The sequence below is a fragment of the Sphingobacterium sp. LZ7M1 genome, assembly GCF_024296865.1.
Taxonomy (GTDB): domain Bacteria; phylum Bacteroidota; class Bacteroidia; order Sphingobacteriales; family Sphingobacteriaceae; genus Sphingobacterium.
The window spans coordinates 101,685-121,868 of sequence record NZ_CP101134.1 but is presented as its reverse complement, the minus strand read 5'-3'; the positions used below and the strand labels follow the sequence as shown (position 1 = coordinate 121,868).

Sequence of the window (20,184 nt, the reverse complement as noted above, 5' to 3'; positions counted from 1 at the left end):
TCTATTAATAGTTGCTGGTTAAAAATTAGCATTCAAACCGATAGAGAAAGTTTTCACCCCTAAGAAGCTCGCTCTTCCTGAACCTGTTTCTGGATCATAATCTGATAATCTCTTATCCGCCATGAACGTAAATGGATTATTTGAGGACGCAAACAATCTTAGGTTAGACATTTTTGCCTTTTCGATCAATTTCTTGTCGAACGTATAACCTAAGGTAATGGCACGGATCCTGAAGTAATTTCCACTGAACAACCAGAAATCTGAAGTGATATAGTTTTGCTGAGCATCACCCGTTAATGTGATACGAGGGAATGGCGCAGTTGCCGAGTTGTTCTCCTCTGTCCAACCTTGCAACCATTCTTTTTTGATGTTACCACCGTTGAAGAAAGGATGTGCAGCCTCTTGCTCAAAGTATGTTTTCACACCTCCTACACCGTAGGTAAGTACGTTCAGGTCAAATCCTTTGTATGATGCATTCACGGCAAAACCGTAGTTGAACCAAGGCACATCATTACCTAAGATCGTTCTGTCTTTCGGATCTAATACACCATCACCATTCACGTCTACATATTTGATATCTCCAATCTTGGAGTTACCAGCAATACTTTTTTGGCTAGGGTGGTTGTCGATTTCCTCCTGAGAGGTGAATAGACCTGCTGATTTATAACCATAGTAATCACCAACTGATCCACCAACGCGGTTGATGTAATAACCACTCACGATTTCATCTCTACCTGTACCTAGGTTAATGATTTCGTTCTTGATCTTAGAGATGTTTCCTGAGATCGAGTATTTGAACTCCTCGCCAACTTGACCATTATAAGTGGCAATAACCTCAATACCTTTGTTCTTGGTTTCACCTTGGTTAAAGTAAGCTGCTGTTCCCCATCCTGAAGTAGCCAAGAAAGTAGGTTGCAACAAGATTCCTTTTGTGTTCTTGATATAGTATTCAGCAGTCAAATTAACCTTGCCATTGAATAAAGTAGCGTCCAAACCTACGTTTGATTGATATACTTTTTCCCAAAGGGCACCTCTGTTTACCGCTGCTGTCTGTAAAGCACCGTCAACCGGCACACCATCAAAGCTGTATAGTGAACTAATCCTGATCAAGTTGAAGTAGTTACCGATTGCAACCGCATCTTGGTTACCCAATGAACCCCATGAACCTCTTAATTTCAAAGCATCAATCCAGTTCACGTTTTGCATAAACTGCTCCTTATCAATACTCCATCCTGCTGAAATAGAAGGGAACACTGCTCTACGAACCTCTGGTGCAAAGCGTGAAGAATAATCTATACGAGCGTTTGCTTCGAATAGGTATTTCTCTTGATAGTTATAGTTGAAACGCCCAAAGAATGAACGGATAGACCACTCATCTTGAATCGTTCTGTTCGCTAGTCCGGTTCCATCGCTACTTACGTCAGTCTGTGCGGAAGAACCATTGATGATAGTTTCTAGATCGTTGTTCACAAAGTTTTTACGACCTAAGAATGCTTCTCTATATGTGTTAGACTCTTGGGTGACACCGGCAGTAATCTTACCATAGTGATCATCAAAGCGTCTTTCATAATTTGCCAATGCCTGAAGCAATAATTCTTCACGTTTACCCCAGTATTCTTTCATCTCATTGATAGGAACTGCTGTAGACGGTAGAGGCTTTTGCGTTAAGAAGTCCGTCAATGGATCCAGTCTATTGATGAAATCCCAGCTATTGGTATTTGTATATTTCAAGGATACCAATCCATCCAATGAGAAACCTTCAAATGGAGTCAAAGAGGCATTACCTGCCAATTGCAAGTAATTGTCCCTGTTTCTTCCCTGTCCAGCTTCTTGGATATTTCTCAATTGGTTGTTCTTTGCGATGGTTGCATTGGTTACACCATTTGAAATGGTTCCATACTCCCCATTGGACTGCTGCATTACCGTCATAGGCAATGCTCTACCCATTTCAACCCAACTGATTTCACCACCTTGACGGTCGTAATCCTGTTTTAAGAAAGAGATATTGGTTCCAATTTTCAATAGGTTTTCAATTACGTCACTCTGCGTATTCAACTTGATGTTGATACGGTCCTGTTTCATTCCGGGAACGATAGAGTTTTGATCGAAATAATTTAAGCCTAAATAGTAGTTGGCCAATTTTCCTGGCGCATTCACATTTAAGTTAACATCTCTTTGTGGAGCAGATTGGTCTATGATCTCGTCAAACCAATTGGTATTCGGATACATGTCCTTATCAGAACCTGATCTATATTTTTCAATGATATCATCGGTAAAGATCGTTTGCTTGCCGGCATTTTTCATCGCACGGTTGTACAGTTCGATATATTCCAATGAATTAGCAAAGTTTGGCAGGAAAGTCGTGCTTTGCCAACCTTGGTTTGCGGAAAATCCGATGATAGCACGTTCACCGCCACCACGTTTTGTCGTTACCAAGATAACGCCGTTTGCTGCACGGGAACCATAAAGAGAAGCTGATGCTGCATCTTTCAACACCGACATGCTGCTGATATCTGCAGGGCTGATTGCTGCAAATTCCGCTCCTGATGCAGGGATACCATCGATGATGTACATCGGTCCTGGAGAACCTAGGTTTGAACGTCCGCGGACGGTTAAGGTCGCATTGTTACCTTTTTTAGGAGCCATTGGTCTACTGATAACCGTAATACCTGGCGAAACCCCTTGCAATGCATTCTGTAATGAGGTTACTGGGCGCTCCGCTAATTGTTTTGGCGTTACGGAAGCTACCGAACCTGTTAAGTTCACTTTCTTTTGGGTACCAAAAGCAACCACGACAACCTCGTCAATATCTTGGTTAGAAGAGCTTAATTGTACATTGAGGGTAGTCGACTCTACTACTTTTTCTTGGCTTGCATAGCCTATTGCAGTAAAGACTAACGTCTCTCCGAGGGGTACTTGGATCGAAAACCTACCGTTTTCATCTGTTGAAGTCGCAACTCTGGAATTGTTCTTCAGTGTTACGGTGGCTCCAGCTAGTGGTCCGTTTTCATCCGAAACCGTACCATTTACAGTTTCTTGATTTTGAGCAAACAAAGGGCTTACGTCAAACTTAGGCGTTGTGGCAAATCCATAATTCGGCATGGTGATTCCGAGTATAAGAGCTGTAGCTAAGTGGTAAGATTTGTTTACTAATAATTGCTTAGTAAACCTTTTTTTCATTATTAACAGTTATTATTATAAAGTTTAGATTGGTTTAAAATAATTATTAAATTAATGTTGCTAAAATATTACCAGCACTCAAACGTTTGCGTATTTTATGCAATCGGTTGTTTTAATATTGAAATTAATTTAATTTTAAACTAAATATTATACACACCCCTAACAGCTAAAACCATAACCACCTATATATCAACAAAAAGCTGATTTATCGCGCTAGAATTCTGATTTTGAAAGGGAATGCTAAAAAAGAAAACTGAAAACTGCTAATTTGCTAATCTTTTGGGAAAATTAGTTTCATTTTTGGGAACTCATTCGAGACATATTCGAGACTCATTCGAGACACATTCGAGACACGCTCGAACTGGACTTTCCCAATCTCAGATGTTTCTCGAACATCTCTCGAATATGCCTCGAATGAAACCCCTATTTTTTGACAAAAAAAGGCTTAGCAATACCGCCTTTTATTTACTTCTTATTGAAGGTTAATTCCTTGAAGGAATTCTCATTTTTAAAATGGTCATCCACCCAAGTTGGCTTCAGTTTAAATTGAGTTCCAGAAACAATATTGAGCGTTCCTTTCATGATGGAATTTCCCTTAAAGAATAATTCCATGGTTCCTGAATTTGAACTTTGACCGGTATATTTCCAAGATCCTAAGGTCTTGATGGTTTCCCCGTCCACTGGTCTCCATCCTGGGGTTGCTCCACCTGAGCCAAGATAGGTAATCGGATAGAAATTGATAGATCCATTCGAATTTAACTCATAGACTTGGCTTATCATTTTAAAATTCCCGTCCTGCGCCGCTATGGCTTCCCACTTACCAACTAAGGGCTTGTAGACATCTTCGGCTTTTTGCATATTGGAATATTTGCGGCCGCGATCAAAGCCAAATTGGTCCTTTACAGAACCATTGGGGTTGTAAACCGTAAAGTCTCCGTCCAATTCGCCAATGGAGTAAGCTCCCTGTGCCAGGGGTTTATCATTGGACGCCCAAAGGGCTTTGCCATGAAACATGTAGGTATTGGTGTTTTCAAGCTCGGAAACATTTACGGCAAAATGCAATTGATTGTTATCTACGCGGTAGTATTCGTAAAAGAAAAGCAGAACCGGTGTCCCCTTGAAATATTTGCGGTCTTCCCAGTAATTGCCGGTCTCGTCATCATTAGGAACGATGTCCCTACCCAGCAAATCTCTTTTTAGGTAGTAGACTGCCTTACTCTTTTCTACCTGTCTTAGGTTCTTGTCCACATATACCTTATCCTCATTTTTCACATATTCTCCAAAGGTGGCAAAACTGGTGTCGAAGCCCAGCTGTAGGTCAGGTTGGACTTGATTATCCGGACTTGCATTGGAATCTTTGGAGCAAGACATCAGTTGCAGCAACATGGGCAACATCAGGAATACCCAAAGCTTGGGCTGCATAATTATTAAAGCTTTCATATCAGTGCGATTAGTGTACCATGGATTGGATACAAGTATGAAATTAGAGCTTTCAAAAGATTGTTTTATTATATAAAGCCTTCAATAGCTGACACATTTATATAATTTGATTAGGCTTTTTCGATAAATTAAATAGGCTAGAAAAAAGAAAAGCGAGCATTGCGCTCGCTTTCCAACCATCTATATAATAACTAACAAACCAGCTATTCTCAGTAAAAATCTAAGGTCTTACAGGTCTTTCAGCGGTGTAACCGGTTCCACCTTTGATCCATTTTGCGGACTCTCCTGTCAACCATAGGTAATGATCCGTTGGCAGGTCGTTTTCAATGCCGACAAACCTGAATTTGTCACCATTTAGTGGCGTATCCTTTTCTCTTGCAGATTTAAAAATGGCCGTACCCTCATCGATTTCATCAAACATTGCAACATACAGAGACATAGCTCCTGCTGAAATTGCATTCGACATCTGCTTCCAGATGAAATCACCCTTCAATCTTGGGATCTGATAATAGAGTTCAGGCTTTTTCTGCAAATTCCCCCAACTAAAACCTGGGAATACCAGTGGCACATAATCGACCTTATTCTGCGCGGCCCATTGCATATCCTCTCGTACAATATTAGGGTTGAAATCTTCCATTTTGTAACGGCCAACTGCCCATGGCATGATGATATCTGCTTTTTTGATCAAGGCATGTAGTGCTGGGTCTGGTTCCGTATCTCTATCTAACGTACGCCAGTAGTAAGGAATACCTAGCATAATGGATACTTTCTTCTCACCAGCCTTCAGTTTATCTACGAGTTTATCTACATCCTGAATGCTATATTGACGATCGTCACTAAAGCCTACTCCCCAAATGGACATCAGCGGTTTGCCATTATGCCACAGGTAAGTTGGATTGGCCTCTTTGTCATAAAGTTTATGGGTTTCTACCAATTCCTTCCAATCTTGTTCCAAGGCTGCAAAGTCTTGAGGCACAGATCCGCTCAGGTCATACATGATGCTGATGGCACGACCATATTTTTTGGCGGCTTTCAATGCACTGGTCAAGACCTTGTTGAAATGGGCTTTGCCAGAAGGGTTACTTGGTTTTACCTCGCCCAGGAAGCGCTGCATGTGGACACCATCGATTCCATAATCCTTCATCCATTTAAAATGTAGATCAATGGTTTCTTCGTCATTGGAACTGAATAGATAGGCATCGGATCCGTCGGCAAATTTGAAAGGAGATTTATACTTCTTGGTATATTCGGTCATGTCTGGTCAGAAATCCACCTTGGTCACCCCAGGTTCGAAAACATTATTGTCGCCCTGATAATGATACCAGCCTCTATTAGCGCCATCACCTTCCGCATTGAACCAGCCTTGGTAACCCGCCATCACCAATCCTTCATACTTCGGGTACAATAAACCTGAAGTGTCGTATCCATCTGTGGAATCTACGGGATTAGGTTTTTCGGGTTCTTCCTTTTCTTGATTGGTCGTTGTCTTCGAACAGGCACTGAACATCCCAATGATTAGGGCTAGCAGGACCATGTTTAGTCTTTTCACATTAAATGTCATAGCATGTAATTTTATTGATTAGCAATTATTAATTAATCCATTCTGTCCTTAAGGGACCTTTATTTCAACTACTTCTGAATAGTTGAACTTTTCAAATGTATCACGAACTTTTGCTCCCATACGGAAGTAATAGGTGTATCCGGATTTCAAAGGTATATCATTGATGGTATAGGTTTCTTTGCCAATACCATTAGACATATTACCGATTTCTTCCCAGTTTTTATTGATCAGAATCCTAAATTCATCTTTGTAATAGGCCTCGATGCGGCTACCTGCACCACAATATGGCGTCAAGCTCAGGAATGGACGCACCTCGATCACCTGAGGCAATCCTTGAGGAATTGGGGCCTCCAAGGTACAGGAAACATCAATTTTATTTCCTTCCTTCAATACAAATTTTGCATTTTTTATCTTCAGATATGGGGTCACATTGAAGTCTTGGTTACCGGATCCACTCAGTTTGAAATCTGTAACAATATCTGCTGGCCAAAATGCCCCTGCATAAGGTTGCATGGAATAGGTGGCTGAAAACAGTTTATTGTTGATAAAGGATCCATCCTGCTTCACGGCAAGGTCTTGGGGAGCAGGGTTCTCGCCATAACTGGTCTCCAAGAGACGGATGGCAAATTCACCAGGCCCAGTTAAAAAGGGCTGCCCCGTAGTTTTGTCCAATACCTTTCCAGAAAGGGTGGCATTGGGCGCTTCAAAATTATCGATATCTGCACAGGAACTCAGCCAAAAGACAGGGAGCACCGTGAATAGTAAGAATATCTTTTTCATGGTCATTCTCATTAGATTAATAAATAGGATTCTGAGGATATAAATTTGGATTCTTGTTCAACTCTCCACCCGGAAGTGGTTCGTAATACCATTTCTTCTCAAAATTGAAGGTCTTGTTCCAAGGCTCTCTTTCTTTGATAAAGATGTAAGAATTGATCCTTTCGCCGTTTGGCTTGTATTTCAACTCATCCAATACCAAATAAGGCATGAGTGAATTCGGCACGAAATTGTTCAGTTCCACATCCGCAATTCTCCATCTTTTGATATCCCACCAGTGATGGTTTTCAAAGCATAGCTCCCTTTCTCTTTCCTCGCGGATAAACTGCAGGTTGCCATCCAATGGATAACCATATTTATTGATGTTGGCAGCTGTAGGGTTGTATGCGTAAGGTTTAGCACCAGCGCGATCACGGACCTTGGCGATATAGGTAAAAGCTTCCGTTTTCAAGGCTTCATTGGATTTCAACAAGCCTAATTCATATGCCGCTTCTGCCTTGTTCAGCATAATTTCAGCCAAACGGATAACCTTCCAAGGCTGGGTACTGCTATAAAACTTAACCTCCTTGGTGGACATTTTGTAGTTGATGTATTTACGGACATAGAACCCAGTACGGCTATTATTTGCATGCCCGTCTTTCCACATACCATGCTCTCCGGTGACTCCAATCTTGGTTCCCTTATACGTGTACTGTGTATTTTTCGGGCCGGCCAAGATTCTGTTGGCTTCACTGTTGATAGGAGCTGAATTGGAACCCATCTGCGCATCGCTAGCTTTGCCAGGAAAAGAGACATAAAGCCCACGCAACATATCAAAGCTTCTCTTTTCGGCACCTTCACGTAGTTCCATTCCAGAGAAATAAACGGTTGCACGGAGACGAGGTTCTGCATCGGCATATAAGGCTTTGCGATCGGTATACCGGATAGGTGTACCTGAAGCATCATTAACCGGCAATTCACCAAACAGTTCAACGATATTGTAAACTGGGTATGCCATAGATTCTGCATCACTTGAAAAGGTTGGGTTAGGGAGCAAAGTCGCATCATAACTATGTTTCAAACGGGTTCCATAAGGTGCCGTAATATTGTACTGTTTGATCAATATGTCTTCAGGACTGTTATCATCGATAAACACGTCAACATAGTTCATCTCCTTGTCTTCTGGTTTCTTGTTGTATAAAGAATAAGGTCCATTAAGCACTACTGTTGCGGCATCATAAGCTTTTTGATAGAACCATTCAGCTTCCTGTCTTGGGATACCGACAAAGCCTTTGCTTGCTGCATCGCCCTGCAAGTTGGAGTAGAAACCATATTTGGCAACGCTCGCCGCGTATAACATTGCACGGGACAATAAAGCCGCGGCTACATACTTATTCGCCCTCCCTTTCTCAGAGGTACTGGACATGTTATCTACAGCAAACTGTAGGTCTTCTTGGATGAACTTATAGACATCTGCTTCTTTGTTTCTCGGAACCAATAGGGTTTCCTTTTCCGCTTGCGGATCTTGGACATCTTTTACGATTGGCACTCCACCATAGCGCTTTACCAATGCGAAGTAAAAGAATGCCCGCAGGAAATGAGCTTCGCCAAGGATATTATTATATCCATCCTCAGAAAAGTTCTCTTTGTAGGTCGGCAATCCTGCAATAAAACCATTGACGTTCCGGATACGGTCATAAGGCCAATAGCCAAAACCTTGAGCACCAGCAACGCCCCAGAACTGTCCGGTCATCTCTCCAGATATAGCAGCCAAGATATCGGAGTTCACCCAATAATTGTCCCAACGGAAACCTCTTTCAGGGTGGTAAACAAAGTCTTCGATGGGAAGATGGCTATAAATTCCGGAAACAAATTTCCTAGCACCATCTTCATTTCCGTATAAGGCTTTCTCGTCCAATACACCTAGAGGTTCAAGGTCCATCTTGCGACAGGAACCCACTAGAACCAGTAGTAGGACAGCCAATATTTTTGATAATGTAGTTTTCATAATGTCAATTAAACTTAGAATTTAATGGATGCACCAATGTTATAGGTCTTGTTCAATGGGTATTTGTAGGTATCCACCATGTGTGATGATGAGCCTCCTTCTGACCCAGGGTGTTCAGGATCTGAATATTTCATCCCTGTCCAGGTCATCAGGTTATATCCACTAACATAAAGTCTGAAGCTCTTCACTTTAATGGACTCCAACCATTCTTTCGGGAAGGTATAGCCCAGTTCCAAGGTTTTCAACCTGAGGTACGAAGCATCTTGGATAGCACGGGTACCCTCGGCCATTGGGGATCCTGTAGAAGGATAGTAACCTGAAATCCATTGTGTGTTTGGATTGAAGAGGTCTGCATTAGGGTCTACCGGTCTCCAACGATCCAAGAATTGGGTCAATGCTCCTCCTTGGAATTGCAATGGCGCGACTAGAACCTCTGTATAACGGGTATAGACTTTATTTGCTCCTTGGAAGTTCATCGATAGGTCTGCCCCTCTCCAGGATGCACCGATATTGAAACCATAATTGATCAATGGCATATTGAAGGTTGCAATCGGGTGGTCATCATTTCCATTGACAAAACCATCGCCATTCCAGTCTTTGTAATAGTAATCGCCTGGCAAGGTTCCACTACCGACCTGTGTTGGGTGATTATAGATCTGTTCGTAAGATCCGAACTGACCTACATATTCATTACCCCACCAAATATCCTTGTAGCGGTCTGCATAGCGGTTTCTCCAATGGTCGTAGGAGTTTCCTGCAGGGGATTCGATCCTGTTTTGGAATTGGCTCTTGGTGGTTGAAACCTGTGCATTCACAAAATAATTGAAGTCGTTGATCTGATTGCGGTGGGTCAAGGAAACCTCGTAACCAAAGGTACGGTCGCTTTCCAGGTTTTCCTGAGGCAGGTTTGCTCCTACAGTTCCCGGAATCAGGTCCAAGCGGGTGGCCAATAGACCATCGCGATAGCGATTGAAGTAGTCGAAGGTCATGCCAAACAGACCATTCCATAGATCGACATCCAGACCAATATCGGCAGTTTTGGAGGTATACCAGGTTAGGTTCGGGTTAGGAATAGCAGTTGGCAAGGCGCCACTAACGATATCCTGTCCAAAGATCCAGCCCAGGTTATTCGGATCCAATGCAAATCCGACAAAGGTGGAAGGGTAGTTACCAGCGGAACGGTCATCCCCAAGGACACCATAGGAACCACGGATTTTTAAGTTGTTTATAAAACTGAAGTTGTCCTTGATAAAGTTTTCCTCACTGATCCTCCATCCCACTGAAGCTCCAGGGAAGAAACCCCAGCGTTCATTTTTAGGAAATTTGGAAGAACCATCATAACGGAAACTGAATTCAGCTAGGTATTTCCCTTTAAAATCATAATTGAATTTACCCACAAAACCTCTTGCGGTACGCTCGCCAATACCTTCCATATCGGCCAATTGGTTTTTAGCCTCTCCAGCAAAAAGGTATTCGGAATTGACCTTGATCTCGCGTTGGGCATAGAAACTATCCCATTTGTTGTATTCCTCGACGAATAATAGTAATCCGGAAACATTATGTCCAACACCAAAAGATTTGTTGTAGTTCAAGGAGAACTGCATCAGGGTATGTGAATCAGGATAGGCAGAACGGCGTACGGACGATGGAGAGTTTTTCTCGTGGGCATCATAGCGTTCTGGTGTTATGACTTCGCCATTCGGACCCAATACTGCAGGTGTGTAGCTGTACAATGGGTAAGATTTTTTGAAATCGGTATTATCGGTGTATTTGAAATCGTAGTTATAGGTACCTTTCGCGACCAATCCATCTACATACGGGATTTTGTACTCTAAGGAAAGGATACTATTGAATTGTTTTCTCAAGAACTTTCTATAACCGGTTTGTGCGGCATCCGTTACGGAGACAGGATGTTCGTTGTCGATCATGTCAAAGTTCGGGTACATTGGGTTATTGTTCAGGAAGATTGGGATATCTGGTCTTTGTCGCCAAGCTTGCTTATAAACTGCCCACATATCTGTTCTAGGCTGATTGGTCTCATCGGCATAGCCACCAAGGTCCAAGGAGGCCTTTAGGCGATCTGTGATCTTGACATCTACATTGGAACGGAAGTTATAGCGATTGTAGTTTAAGCTCTTGCTTTTGTATGAACCCATCTGGTCCATGTAACCTAAGTTGAAAAAGTAATTCACCTTTTCAGAACCTCCATTGACGGTCAGGTTATGTTGTTGTTGCGGCGAGGTTTTATCAAAAGCCGCGTCAAGGAAGTTGGAAGACTGCTTAGTACCGTCTTCATATTCTTTGATGCTGGCATCGTCCCATGTCGCGGGCAATTTGTTCGGGTAGTTGTTATTGAAATTTCTCCAAAGCTCTTCGTTCCTCAAGCGTCTGAAGTCGGCTGCACCGACCGTATTGGGTACATACAGGAACTGTTGGAAACCACGGTTATAGGAATAGCCGATTTCGAAACCTTGATCTGCACTGGCTCCCCTGCGGGTGGTCACGAGCAATACCCCATTCGCCGAACGAACACCATAGACCGCAGCGGATGCATCTTTCAAAACAGATACGCTTTCGATCTCATTGGCATCCATTCTGGATAGATAATCCTTGTCTCTAGGGATACCATCGACTACGATCAGGGGCTCGCCCATACCGCGGATATCGATATTGGATTCAAAAGCTCCAGGCTGTCCGGTCTGTTGGGTGATACGGACCCCCGGAAGCTTGCCCGTAAGCATGTTTACGACGTTTTCATTTTTGGTAATCGTAATCTCCTTATTGGTCACAGAGGATACGGCTCCAGTAAGGGTCGCTTTTTTCTGCGTACCATATCCAACCACCACGACATCTTCCAAAGTGGTATTGTCATTCGGCAATTCGATCTGAATATTGGAATTGTTCTCGACTAGGACTTCTTGACCAAGATAGCCCACATAAGAAATAACCAAGCGGTCACCCGGAGAAACGGCAATGGAAAACAAGCCTTGGGAGTCCGAGGTGGTACTGATGCCAGTCTTGGTGTTTTTGATGGTCGCCCCAGCTAAAGGTTTTGAGTCGGTTGATTTTACTGTACCATTGACATTCCTTTGCTGACCGAATACGGTACCTAAGGATAACGTCAAGACTGGTACTATCGCCAATCGCCAGGATAATTGTTTGAACCGCCTGCCCCAATAGGATGAGCAGGAATTGATGATTTTTAATCCCATAATTTAATTTGTTGAAAATTGGTAGTCACTCTTGATGTCGCCATCAAGTATTAAAATAGGTGTCGATACGACCTTTAGTTTCTAAAACCGAAGGCTCCAGTTGGATTAGGTATCAGGCAGGATAAAGGTTTCTTGCTTTCGTCTCATCGTTTATAAATTGATTATGAAACAAGATTAAATTGGAGACTATAACAAAGCATTAATAAAACATTAATGGACTGGAAATAAAAAATAAAGCACTGAAATTCAGCGCTTTATTTTTTATTAATATTTTACTTTATACAATTTCCCGGTAAGTCCGGTTATAGGATTCATCGTATAATTGCTGATAGACTTGGGAAAAGTTCTCGAAACATTGGTGGGCTAGGCTGTGGTAACCTCGCTGTACGAGTGCTCTACATTTATAGACCATGGCCTCTTCGTGGACAGAATCAAAATGGAAGATTCGATTGGCAATTTCAATAATGGTCTCGGAATCCTTTTCAAAGTCCAAGTTTTTCATCAGACTGGACAATAGTCCGGTTGCATGAATGGACACCTCGTCCTTGATACCATCTAGCCACTCATAATCTGTATCGAACATGAAACCTCCTTTTTCAAGGATTTTGAGCAATCGGTCTATTTCCTGTCTATCTAAGTTTTCAGATTTATTGAAGAGATACATAAAGTCGGAGAAGTCGATATGGACATCTTCAATGCTTTCAATACTCCAATAGCCGCTTTTTTTGGAGATTTTCATCTCGCCTAATTGCTCCAATAGGGCATTGATCTTGGCGATATTTACCGATCTATTGTTGGTTGCACTGGAGGTGGATTTATCGGACCAGAATATTTCCATTAATTTCTCGGAGCTGACTCCCCTGCCACGATAAATGGTATAGACCACAAACATGGTCAGCAACTCTTTCAGTAAAGGCGAGAACTGCTTGGTGATCTCGTCGCCCTGCTGATCAAAGATCTGGATATCGCCTCGGAAGAGATTGATGGTGGCCCTATCGATCTTGCTGTTTTTTGGAGCTGTTTCTTTTAGAATAGGGGCCAATACTGGGCTTTCTTCCTTATCCTTGCGTTCAACCGATGGATTCTTTTGGGTTTCTGGAGTTTTTCTATTCGTTTTTTTAATCCAGAATAGTAATCCTAATCCGGCAAGGGTGGCCAGTCCAATTATCCAGATCCAATTGTTTGATTTAGCCTTGGCATTGCCTTCCAAGATCTGGTAGGGCAGAGCTGGCGCCAATAGACTGTAGATGCGAACTCGGCTCTGACTCAGCGCACTATCATAAAACAATGTGACGGCAACAAATCGGTTGGAGGCCTTGGAATAGAAGAAATCTGCAAATGATTTGATGTCGTGAAAATCAAAAGGAATGGTACTTCCCAATTCCTGAAGGTTCTTTCCGTCTTTGGACATCGCTACGAGCTGTAAGAAAGACTTGAACTTATTCCTAGGGAACATGAGTCCATACATGGTATTGGATGCTTCATCCATGACCAAAGAATTGGCCCATACCGCTTCGGGAATAGGAAATTTGATTTCCCCTAGCGTCTTGAAGGTTTTGGAATTGACGTCCATCAAGACGAAATCATTGGAAATCTTTGGGTTCAGCATCTGGTCGCCCGTGGTACTACCATATCCGCCCAATAGGTAAACAGCACCCTTATCAACCCCCATAGCGCCTAAGTAATGCGGAAACAAAGGGTCTCCGGCATAGGATAGGCTGTCCCAGGAATTACTGGGAATATGGTATTTGTGGATGGCACTCTTGTATCTGAAATGTCCGTATCCAGCTACCATATAGATACTGGAATCCTTTGCGGAATAAAATTTATTGAAGGACAGGTAATGCGTTCCGTGTGCAGGATGTTGGAAGGATTGGGACCAGGACCTTGTCAAGGTATCAAATGCGGATACTAGCTTTTGATCGATGGAGATATTGAGTACCTTCCCTGAGCTTGGATCAAACAAGGATTGGCTTCCATTGACCATATAGAGCGGCCCATTCAGGTAAGGCCATGAAGTACTGACCGTTGCTCCTAGATTAGTCCGAACCAAGGAGTCTTCGGATACGATGTATACACTTTCATTTCTTTGGTCAAAGGCAACACTAGCCTGTCCGGAAACATAGAATTCATTTTCAAGTCGCCATTCTTGCCGTTGCCTCTTGATCCATGAAGGGTTTTTTGAAAAGGCCTTTAAAGAGCCTTGATCGTCCCTTGCCGTATTGCCAGTTATTTCATCCAGCTTCCAATGATGGCAAAGTTTTTCATCGCAAGATATCTGTACATCCTTGATCCGCATCGGCGGAAGGTCGGAGCTCTGAAAGAATTTGTAGTCATTGAAACCAAATAGCAATTTAAAGGCAGATCGGCCCTTTAAATCCATTTGATGGGTGAAGCTGTTCTTCGCAGTGGATAGGACTAAACTTCCTTTTTCCTTATCAAGTAAGATCTTGATTTTGGTCCATTGATAGAAAAGCTCGTTTTTGGGTATATCAAAATTGATGTCCGTGAATTTATCCCCAACCACCAATTTAAAGTGCCTTCCATTATCTTGCCTACGGTCATAGATGAGATCGATGTTCAATTGCTCATCCAATATGAGGCGGAAGATATATCCGAAATAATCTTGCTGATAAGGTTTAAATTGAATATCAAAGGTCAATTCCGTATGCTTCGCAAGCTCAATTGATTCCTCTGTACCGATCGAAAGGCTCGTCCGCTTATCCAGCTCCTTTTCATGACTGGAAAATTCTAAACCATACTGGCCATAAGACTCCTGACAGAATAGAATGAGTACAAAAACATATATGGTAACAAGTATCTTAAAAAATAAACGTCTCACTATTTAAATTGGCTAGCTAGTGCAAAATGTGAATTAGCAAAATGTAATTTACTTCATATTCGCTGAATAGCAAAAGAGTTTTTAAGCAAAATTTTTAATTTCATGGAAGAATACCATTTTTAAAGAATAAAATTCATTCAATTAATCCATTGACTTCTACTGTAAATATTAGCATCTGCAAGTTTATTTCCCAGAAAATAAGGTTCGCTTTACAGTTTATATAAATTTTATTTAGCTAATAATCAAAAGGTTATTAACTATTTTAAATAAAGTCTACAATATTAGTAGACTTTATTTAAATATACTCTTTACATTTGTTTTGTAAAACAAACGACAGTCATAATGAAGAGCAAGAAATCAACCCTCAAAACCTTAACAAAAAACAACAGCAACAATAAGCAAGGTAAGTTCAGCATTGAACCTGAACGAATGTGCAGCGAAATTATCTTCCCCCAATAGGATTAAAGCGGGAATTGAAAAACATTTCCGCTAATCCATTCTTTTAAGGCTCCTGTTGACCGGGAGTAACTTTCAACCCTAATACTTATTTCATGAATTTTAAGAAAACTTTTAGCTTTCTAAGCCTTGCTATTGCCTTTTTTGTAAGCAACAACGGCAGCATAGCACAAGAAATACCCCAAGCGATCATCAATGCCACCCTAAGAGGTACCGTTTTGGACTCCATCAGTGGAGAACCTATTCCTGATGTGACGTTACAGTTGGACGGTGTAACTCACCAAGTGAAAACGGATGAAAATGGTGAATTCCACTTTGTTACTGGGCAAAAACTGCCTTTTAAGCTTATCATATCAAGGTTAGGCTATCAAAAGAAACGGATATCAGTCAACCAATCTCCTGCGACAATCCTTCTAAAACCGAGCCTGGAAAAACTGGACCAGATTGTGGTGACCTCCAGGAGACGGAAGGAACAGATTCAGGATATCCCGATTCCGATAACGACCATAAATGCAGCAACCATAGATGATGCCTCGGCATTCAACGTCAATAGGATCAAGGAACTTGCCCCCACCGTCCAGCTTTATGCTTCCAACGCCAGAAATACAACACTCAATATTCGAGGTCTGGGTTCTACCTATGGCTTGACCAATGACGGCATTGATCCCGGTGTTGGATTCTATTTAGATGGTGTTTATCTGGCTAGACCTGCGGCAACTTGGTTGGATTTTATCGATATAGAACAGGTAGAGGTATTACGTGGGCCGCAAGGCACCCTTTTCGGGATGAACAGCACGTCAGGAGCTTTTAATGTAACATCAAAACCCGCAGAATTCACTCCGGCAGCGAACTTTGAATTGAGTTATGGAAATTATGGTTTCCTGCAAGGCAAGGCATCCCTGACAGGTCCGATCAGCAATAAATTAGCTGCCCGAATTTCCTTCTCAGGAACCCAAAGAAACGGCACCCTATATAATGTCCATACCAATCGAGCGATCAATAACATGAATAACTTAGGCCTCAGGGCACAATTGCTCTATAAGCCGAATGATAGAGTCAACATCAGTCTTGCAGCCGACAAGAGCATTCAAAAGCCTGATGGTTATGGCTGGGGCATAGCGGGAGTGGTTGAAACACAGCGCGCAGATTATCGCCAATTCAATGCTATTATCAAAGATTTAGGGTATGAACAACCCTATCAAAACGCCTTTGAAAGAAAGGTTGATCTAAACACGCAGTCAAAAGCTGACAATGAACTGGGCGGTATATCCTTGAATGCTGATATTAAAATAGGGAATGGAACCCTAACATCTACGACAGCTTGGCGCTATTGGAAATGGGTCCCATTGAATGACAGGGATTATATTGGTCTACCTGTGTTTACCATCTCTGCCGGTAATTCGGCCCACGATCAATACTCCCAAGAGTTTCGTTATTCAGGAAAAATAAGGGAAAACATCGATATGGTGGTTGGGCTATTCGGATTATATCAAGATCTGAGGACAGACCCGGTCCATACCGAAGAGGCTGGATCTGCGCTCTGGCGATTTGCCCAGAACAGCAACAGCGACCTGTGGAGTACTCCGGGATTGTTTGACAACTTTGGAATCAAGACCAAATACGGCATCAAAACAACAAGCTTGGCCGCTTATTCACAATTAGACTGGGCTATCACGGAAAAGCTCCATCTCCTTCCGGGCCTACGCTATAACCACGATAAGAAGGAGGCCAATTACGATCGAAAGACCTATGGAGGCCTACAGACTGAAGACCCAGCATTAATAGCCCTCAAAAACACTGTATATACCAACCAGTCTTTTGTTACCGATGCTTCTGCCGGCAATCTATCAGGTCAGCTATCGGTACAATACAAGTGGAACCGAAACCTGAATGCCTTCGCAACCTATGCCATAAGCTACAAGCCTGTAGGGATCAATGTTGGTGGATTACCTACTGCCAAAGGCGAAGTATTGCTTGACCTCGCAAGGGTAAAGCCGGAAGCTGTCAACCATAAAGAAATAGGATTGAAATCAAGCCCCAGCAGAAATTCCATCCTTAACCTGACCCTTTATCAAACTGACATCAAGGATTACCAAACACTGGTGCAGACGCCAGAACCTGGCGTAAACCGAGGTTATCTAGCCAATGCGGAAAAGGTGAGTGTGAAAGGGATAGAACTGGACGGAAGCCTGCGTGTAGGGAATTACCTCAGGATCAATGCCGCTGCGGCCTATACAGATGGGAAATATGTGAAATTCACAAATGCCCCGGTTCCACTGGAGGAAGTAGGAGGGCCTGAAGCTTTTAAGGACATTTCCGGAGGAAGATTGCCAGGCATTTCGAAATGGTCGACTTCCCTAGGCGCTGAACTGAGCCAAAAAGGAAGTTTGATTGGTCTGGAAGGCTCATTCTTCTTAGGATCTGACCTCTTCTATAGATCTGAATTCTCATCGAGTCCTTCCCCTTCCCAATATTTGAACATAGATGGATATGCGTTATTAAACGCCCGATTGGGATTCAAAGCGGAGAATGGAATCTCCCTGTCCATCTGGAGCCGCAACCTTACGGACAAAAATTATTACGAACAATTGCTTGCCGCACCTGGTAGTTACGGGCAATATGCCGGTATCATTGCAGACCCCAGAACCTACGGCCTAACCATAAGGTACAATCTGAAAAGTTTCTCTAAATAAATAGGTTATCGTTTGGACCTAGCCTACCCCAAAAGGCTAGGTTCTTTTTTACTGCCCCTTGAACCTTATGGTATAATGACCATCAAAAGGGTCTCCCTGCATCAGGCTTTCTCCGATGACCAATTTATAGGTCCCCTTTTTATCCAAGTTATACTGAACATCCTTCCCAAATGGACCATCGGTATTGTTATCCGGTAGGACAATCAGATTAAAACGGATATTCCCGGGCTTGTCGCTGTGCAATTCCGCATCGATCTGTTTAAAATCTTTACTATCAAAACTGATGGTATCAGATATTTTAGACATTTTATGAAGACTGATGGAATCCCAACTGGACTTAAGCTCTATGGCCTTCTCAGGTATATCTGTTTGGGTAGTATCTGAAGATTCAGGAACAGCTTGAACGCTATCAACTGCCGGACTATCATTATTTGCTTCTTGCTTTGGGTTATTGCAGCTTGCTAGAAATAGCGCTATTGGCACAATAAATAATATAGATTTCATTTGATGTCGTATTATAGATTCATCGAATAGAACAACAGAAACTATTCCAAGGTTTTATAATAAAGAAAGAAGCCTCCAATAATGCTTGGAGACTCCCTCAATCAATTAAACCTACTAACTAACGATCAAGCTCTTTTACATCCATCTTTTCAACAGTTTGAATACGGCCTCTTTACCTTGATATGGTGGATAGATCATTTTAGAAAATGAGAATTTCGTTTGCTTCATAATGGCTCTTTCATGTGAAAAGGCCTTAAAACCATAGAATCCATGACAGCTTCCTATACCACTGTGGTTTACCCCACCAAAAGGCAGATTAGGATTTGAGACCTGGATCAGCACATCATTGATACAGACAGACCCAGAACTGCAGTGTTTCAGCAAGGTATCGGTAAAAGAATTGCTATCAGAGAAAATATACATCGCCAATGGTTTAGGATTGGAGTTGATGTGGTCTAGCACTTCCTGAATATCATTATATGGAATAACAGGTAGGATTGGACCAAATATCTCCTCCTCCATGATCTTACTTCCCTGGGCTACATCTGTGAGCAAGACTGGCGAAATTGACTGATGGTCTTCGCCTTCAGCTTGCCATAATACCTTAGCATCCCGCATCAATGCATCGTCGAGGAGCCTTTCAATCCGTTGTTGGTGCCTGCTGTTGATGATCTTTGCATAACGCTTGTAATCGAGGGTACCATCTGAATAGAACAATTCCCGACAGGCTTCCTGGAATGCTTGGTTGAAAGCTTCGATGGCCCCTTTGGGAATATAGAGGTAGTCTGGCGCGATGCAGGTTTGCCCGGCATTGATCAACTTGCCCCAGGCAATTTTAAGGGCGGCCGCCTTGAGGTCATGATCCTCCGCAATGATGACCGGCGATTTACCACCTAACTCCAGCGTGACGCTCGAAAGATGCTCCGCCCCTGCTTTCATGACAATCTTACCTACCTCTGGATTGCCCGTAAAAAATATCTTGTTGAATGGCAGTTTAAGTAATTCCGTTGCCAGTTCTTTTTCTCCCAATACACATTTCACCTCCTTTTCCGGGAAGGTTTCGTTGATGAGGTCCCGGATAACTTCAGAAGTCCTCGGACTATATTCCGATGGCTTCAATATCACCGAACAGCCTGCAGCAATTGCAGAAACCAACGGACTCATACTCAGCTGAAAGGGGTAATTCCAAGGGGAGATAATCAAAGAGGTGCCCAAGGATTCATACTGAATCCAGTTTTTCGACAAAAAACTGGTCAAGGTATGGGGTTTCCGCTTCTTTCTCATCCAGGAAGGAAGTCGCTTGATCGCAAAATCAATCTCACTATAGATAAAATACACCTCAGTCAAAGCAGACTCATATGCATTCTTCCGCAGGTCTGCATCCAAAGCCTCAAAAATGCGGTTCTCAAACTTTAAAATATTAGCCTTCAACCGCCGCAGCTTAGCGATGCGCACCTTAGCAGAACTCATACGAAGCTCCTGTTGATGTTCTTGCTGAACATCAAACAATTGTAGAATTGAATCATTCATTA

At 42.5% G+C, this 20,184-nt stretch carries 11 protein-coding genes; 1 reads left to right on the top strand and 10 read right to left on the bottom strand.

What is annotated here, in order from left to right; genetic code table 11:
* Positions 1-18 precede the first annotated feature (18 nt).
* From NMK93_RS00500 to NMK93_RS00465, 8 genes are all read right to left on the bottom strand, one after another.
* A complete protein-coding gene (locus NMK93_RS00500; protein ID WP_185212851.1) occupies positions 19-3,180 on the bottom strand; it encodes a TonB-dependent receptor in 3,162 nt (1,053 codons plus the stop codon).
* 465 nt (positions 3,181-3,645) lie between these two features.
* On the bottom strand, positions 3,646-4,620 hold the full coding sequence (locus NMK93_RS00495) for a hypothetical protein (RefSeq protein WP_254526682.1): 975 nt from the start codon (positions 4,618-4,620) through the stop codon (positions 3,646-3,648).
* A 220-nt stretch (positions 4,621-4,840) separates the two neighbouring features.
* Positions 4,841-5,875, bottom strand: a complete 1,035-nt coding sequence (locus tag NMK93_RS00490; protein ID WP_254526683.1) for a glycoside hydrolase family 71/99-like protein — start codon at positions 5,873-5,875, stop codon at positions 4,841-4,843.
* Between the two features lie 6 nt (positions 5,876-5,881).
* Entirely contained in the window at positions 5,882-6,169 is a 288-nt protein-coding gene (locus NMK93_RS00485; protein WP_254526684.1) for a hypothetical protein, read from the bottom strand.
* 60 nt (positions 6,170-6,229) lie between these two features.
* A complete protein-coding gene (locus NMK93_RS00480) occupies positions 6,230-6,961 on the bottom strand; it encodes a DUF3823 domain-containing protein (protein ID WP_254526685.1) in 732 nt (243 codons plus the stop codon).
* Positions 6,962-6,977: 16 nt separating this feature from the next.
* Positions 6,978-8,945 carry a RagB/SusD family nutrient uptake outer membrane protein gene (locus NMK93_RS00475; protein ID WP_254526686.1) on the bottom strand — a complete coding sequence of 656 codons (1,968 nt, stop codon included), beginning with the start codon at positions 8,943-8,945 and terminating at the stop codon, positions 6,978-6,980.
* A gap of 14 nt (positions 8,946-8,959) precedes the next feature.
* Complete coding sequence (locus NMK93_RS00470) at positions 8,960-12,157, bottom strand: TonB-dependent receptor (protein ID WP_254526687.1); 3,198 nt, start codon at positions 12,155-12,157, stop codon at positions 8,960-8,962.
* 277 nt (positions 12,158-12,434) lie between these two features.
* Positions 12,435-14,999, bottom strand: coding sequence for a hypothetical protein (locus tag NMK93_RS00465; RefSeq protein ID WP_254526688.1), 2,565 nt, complete (start codon positions 14,997-14,999; stop codon positions 12,435-12,437).
* Positions 15,000-15,550: 551 nt separating this feature from the next.
* On the opposite strand from NMK93_RS00465, the gene NMK93_RS00460 reads away from it, so the two are divergent.
* Positions 15,551-18,148: a TonB-dependent receptor gene (locus tag NMK93_RS00460; RefSeq protein WP_254526689.1), complete on the top strand. Its 2,598-nt coding sequence runs from the start codon at positions 15,551-15,553 to the stop codon at positions 18,146-18,148.
* Between the two features lie 48 nt (positions 18,149-18,196).
* Here NMK93_RS00460 and NMK93_RS00455 read toward each other — a convergent pair whose 3' ends face one another.
* Both NMK93_RS00455 and NMK93_RS00450 read right to left on the bottom strand, forming a co-directional pair.
* Entirely contained in the window at positions 18,197-18,652 is a 456-nt protein-coding gene (locus NMK93_RS00455) for a hypothetical protein (protein ID WP_254526690.1), read from the bottom strand.
* 135 nt (positions 18,653-18,787) lie between these two features.
* The gene (locus NMK93_RS00450) at positions 18,788-20,182 is read right to left on the bottom strand and encodes an aldehyde dehydrogenase family protein (protein WP_254526691.1); all 1,395 of its coding nucleotides are present in this window, start codon (positions 20,180-20,182) and stop codon (positions 18,788-18,790) included.
* Between the last annotated feature and the right edge of the window lie 2 nt (positions 20,183-20,184).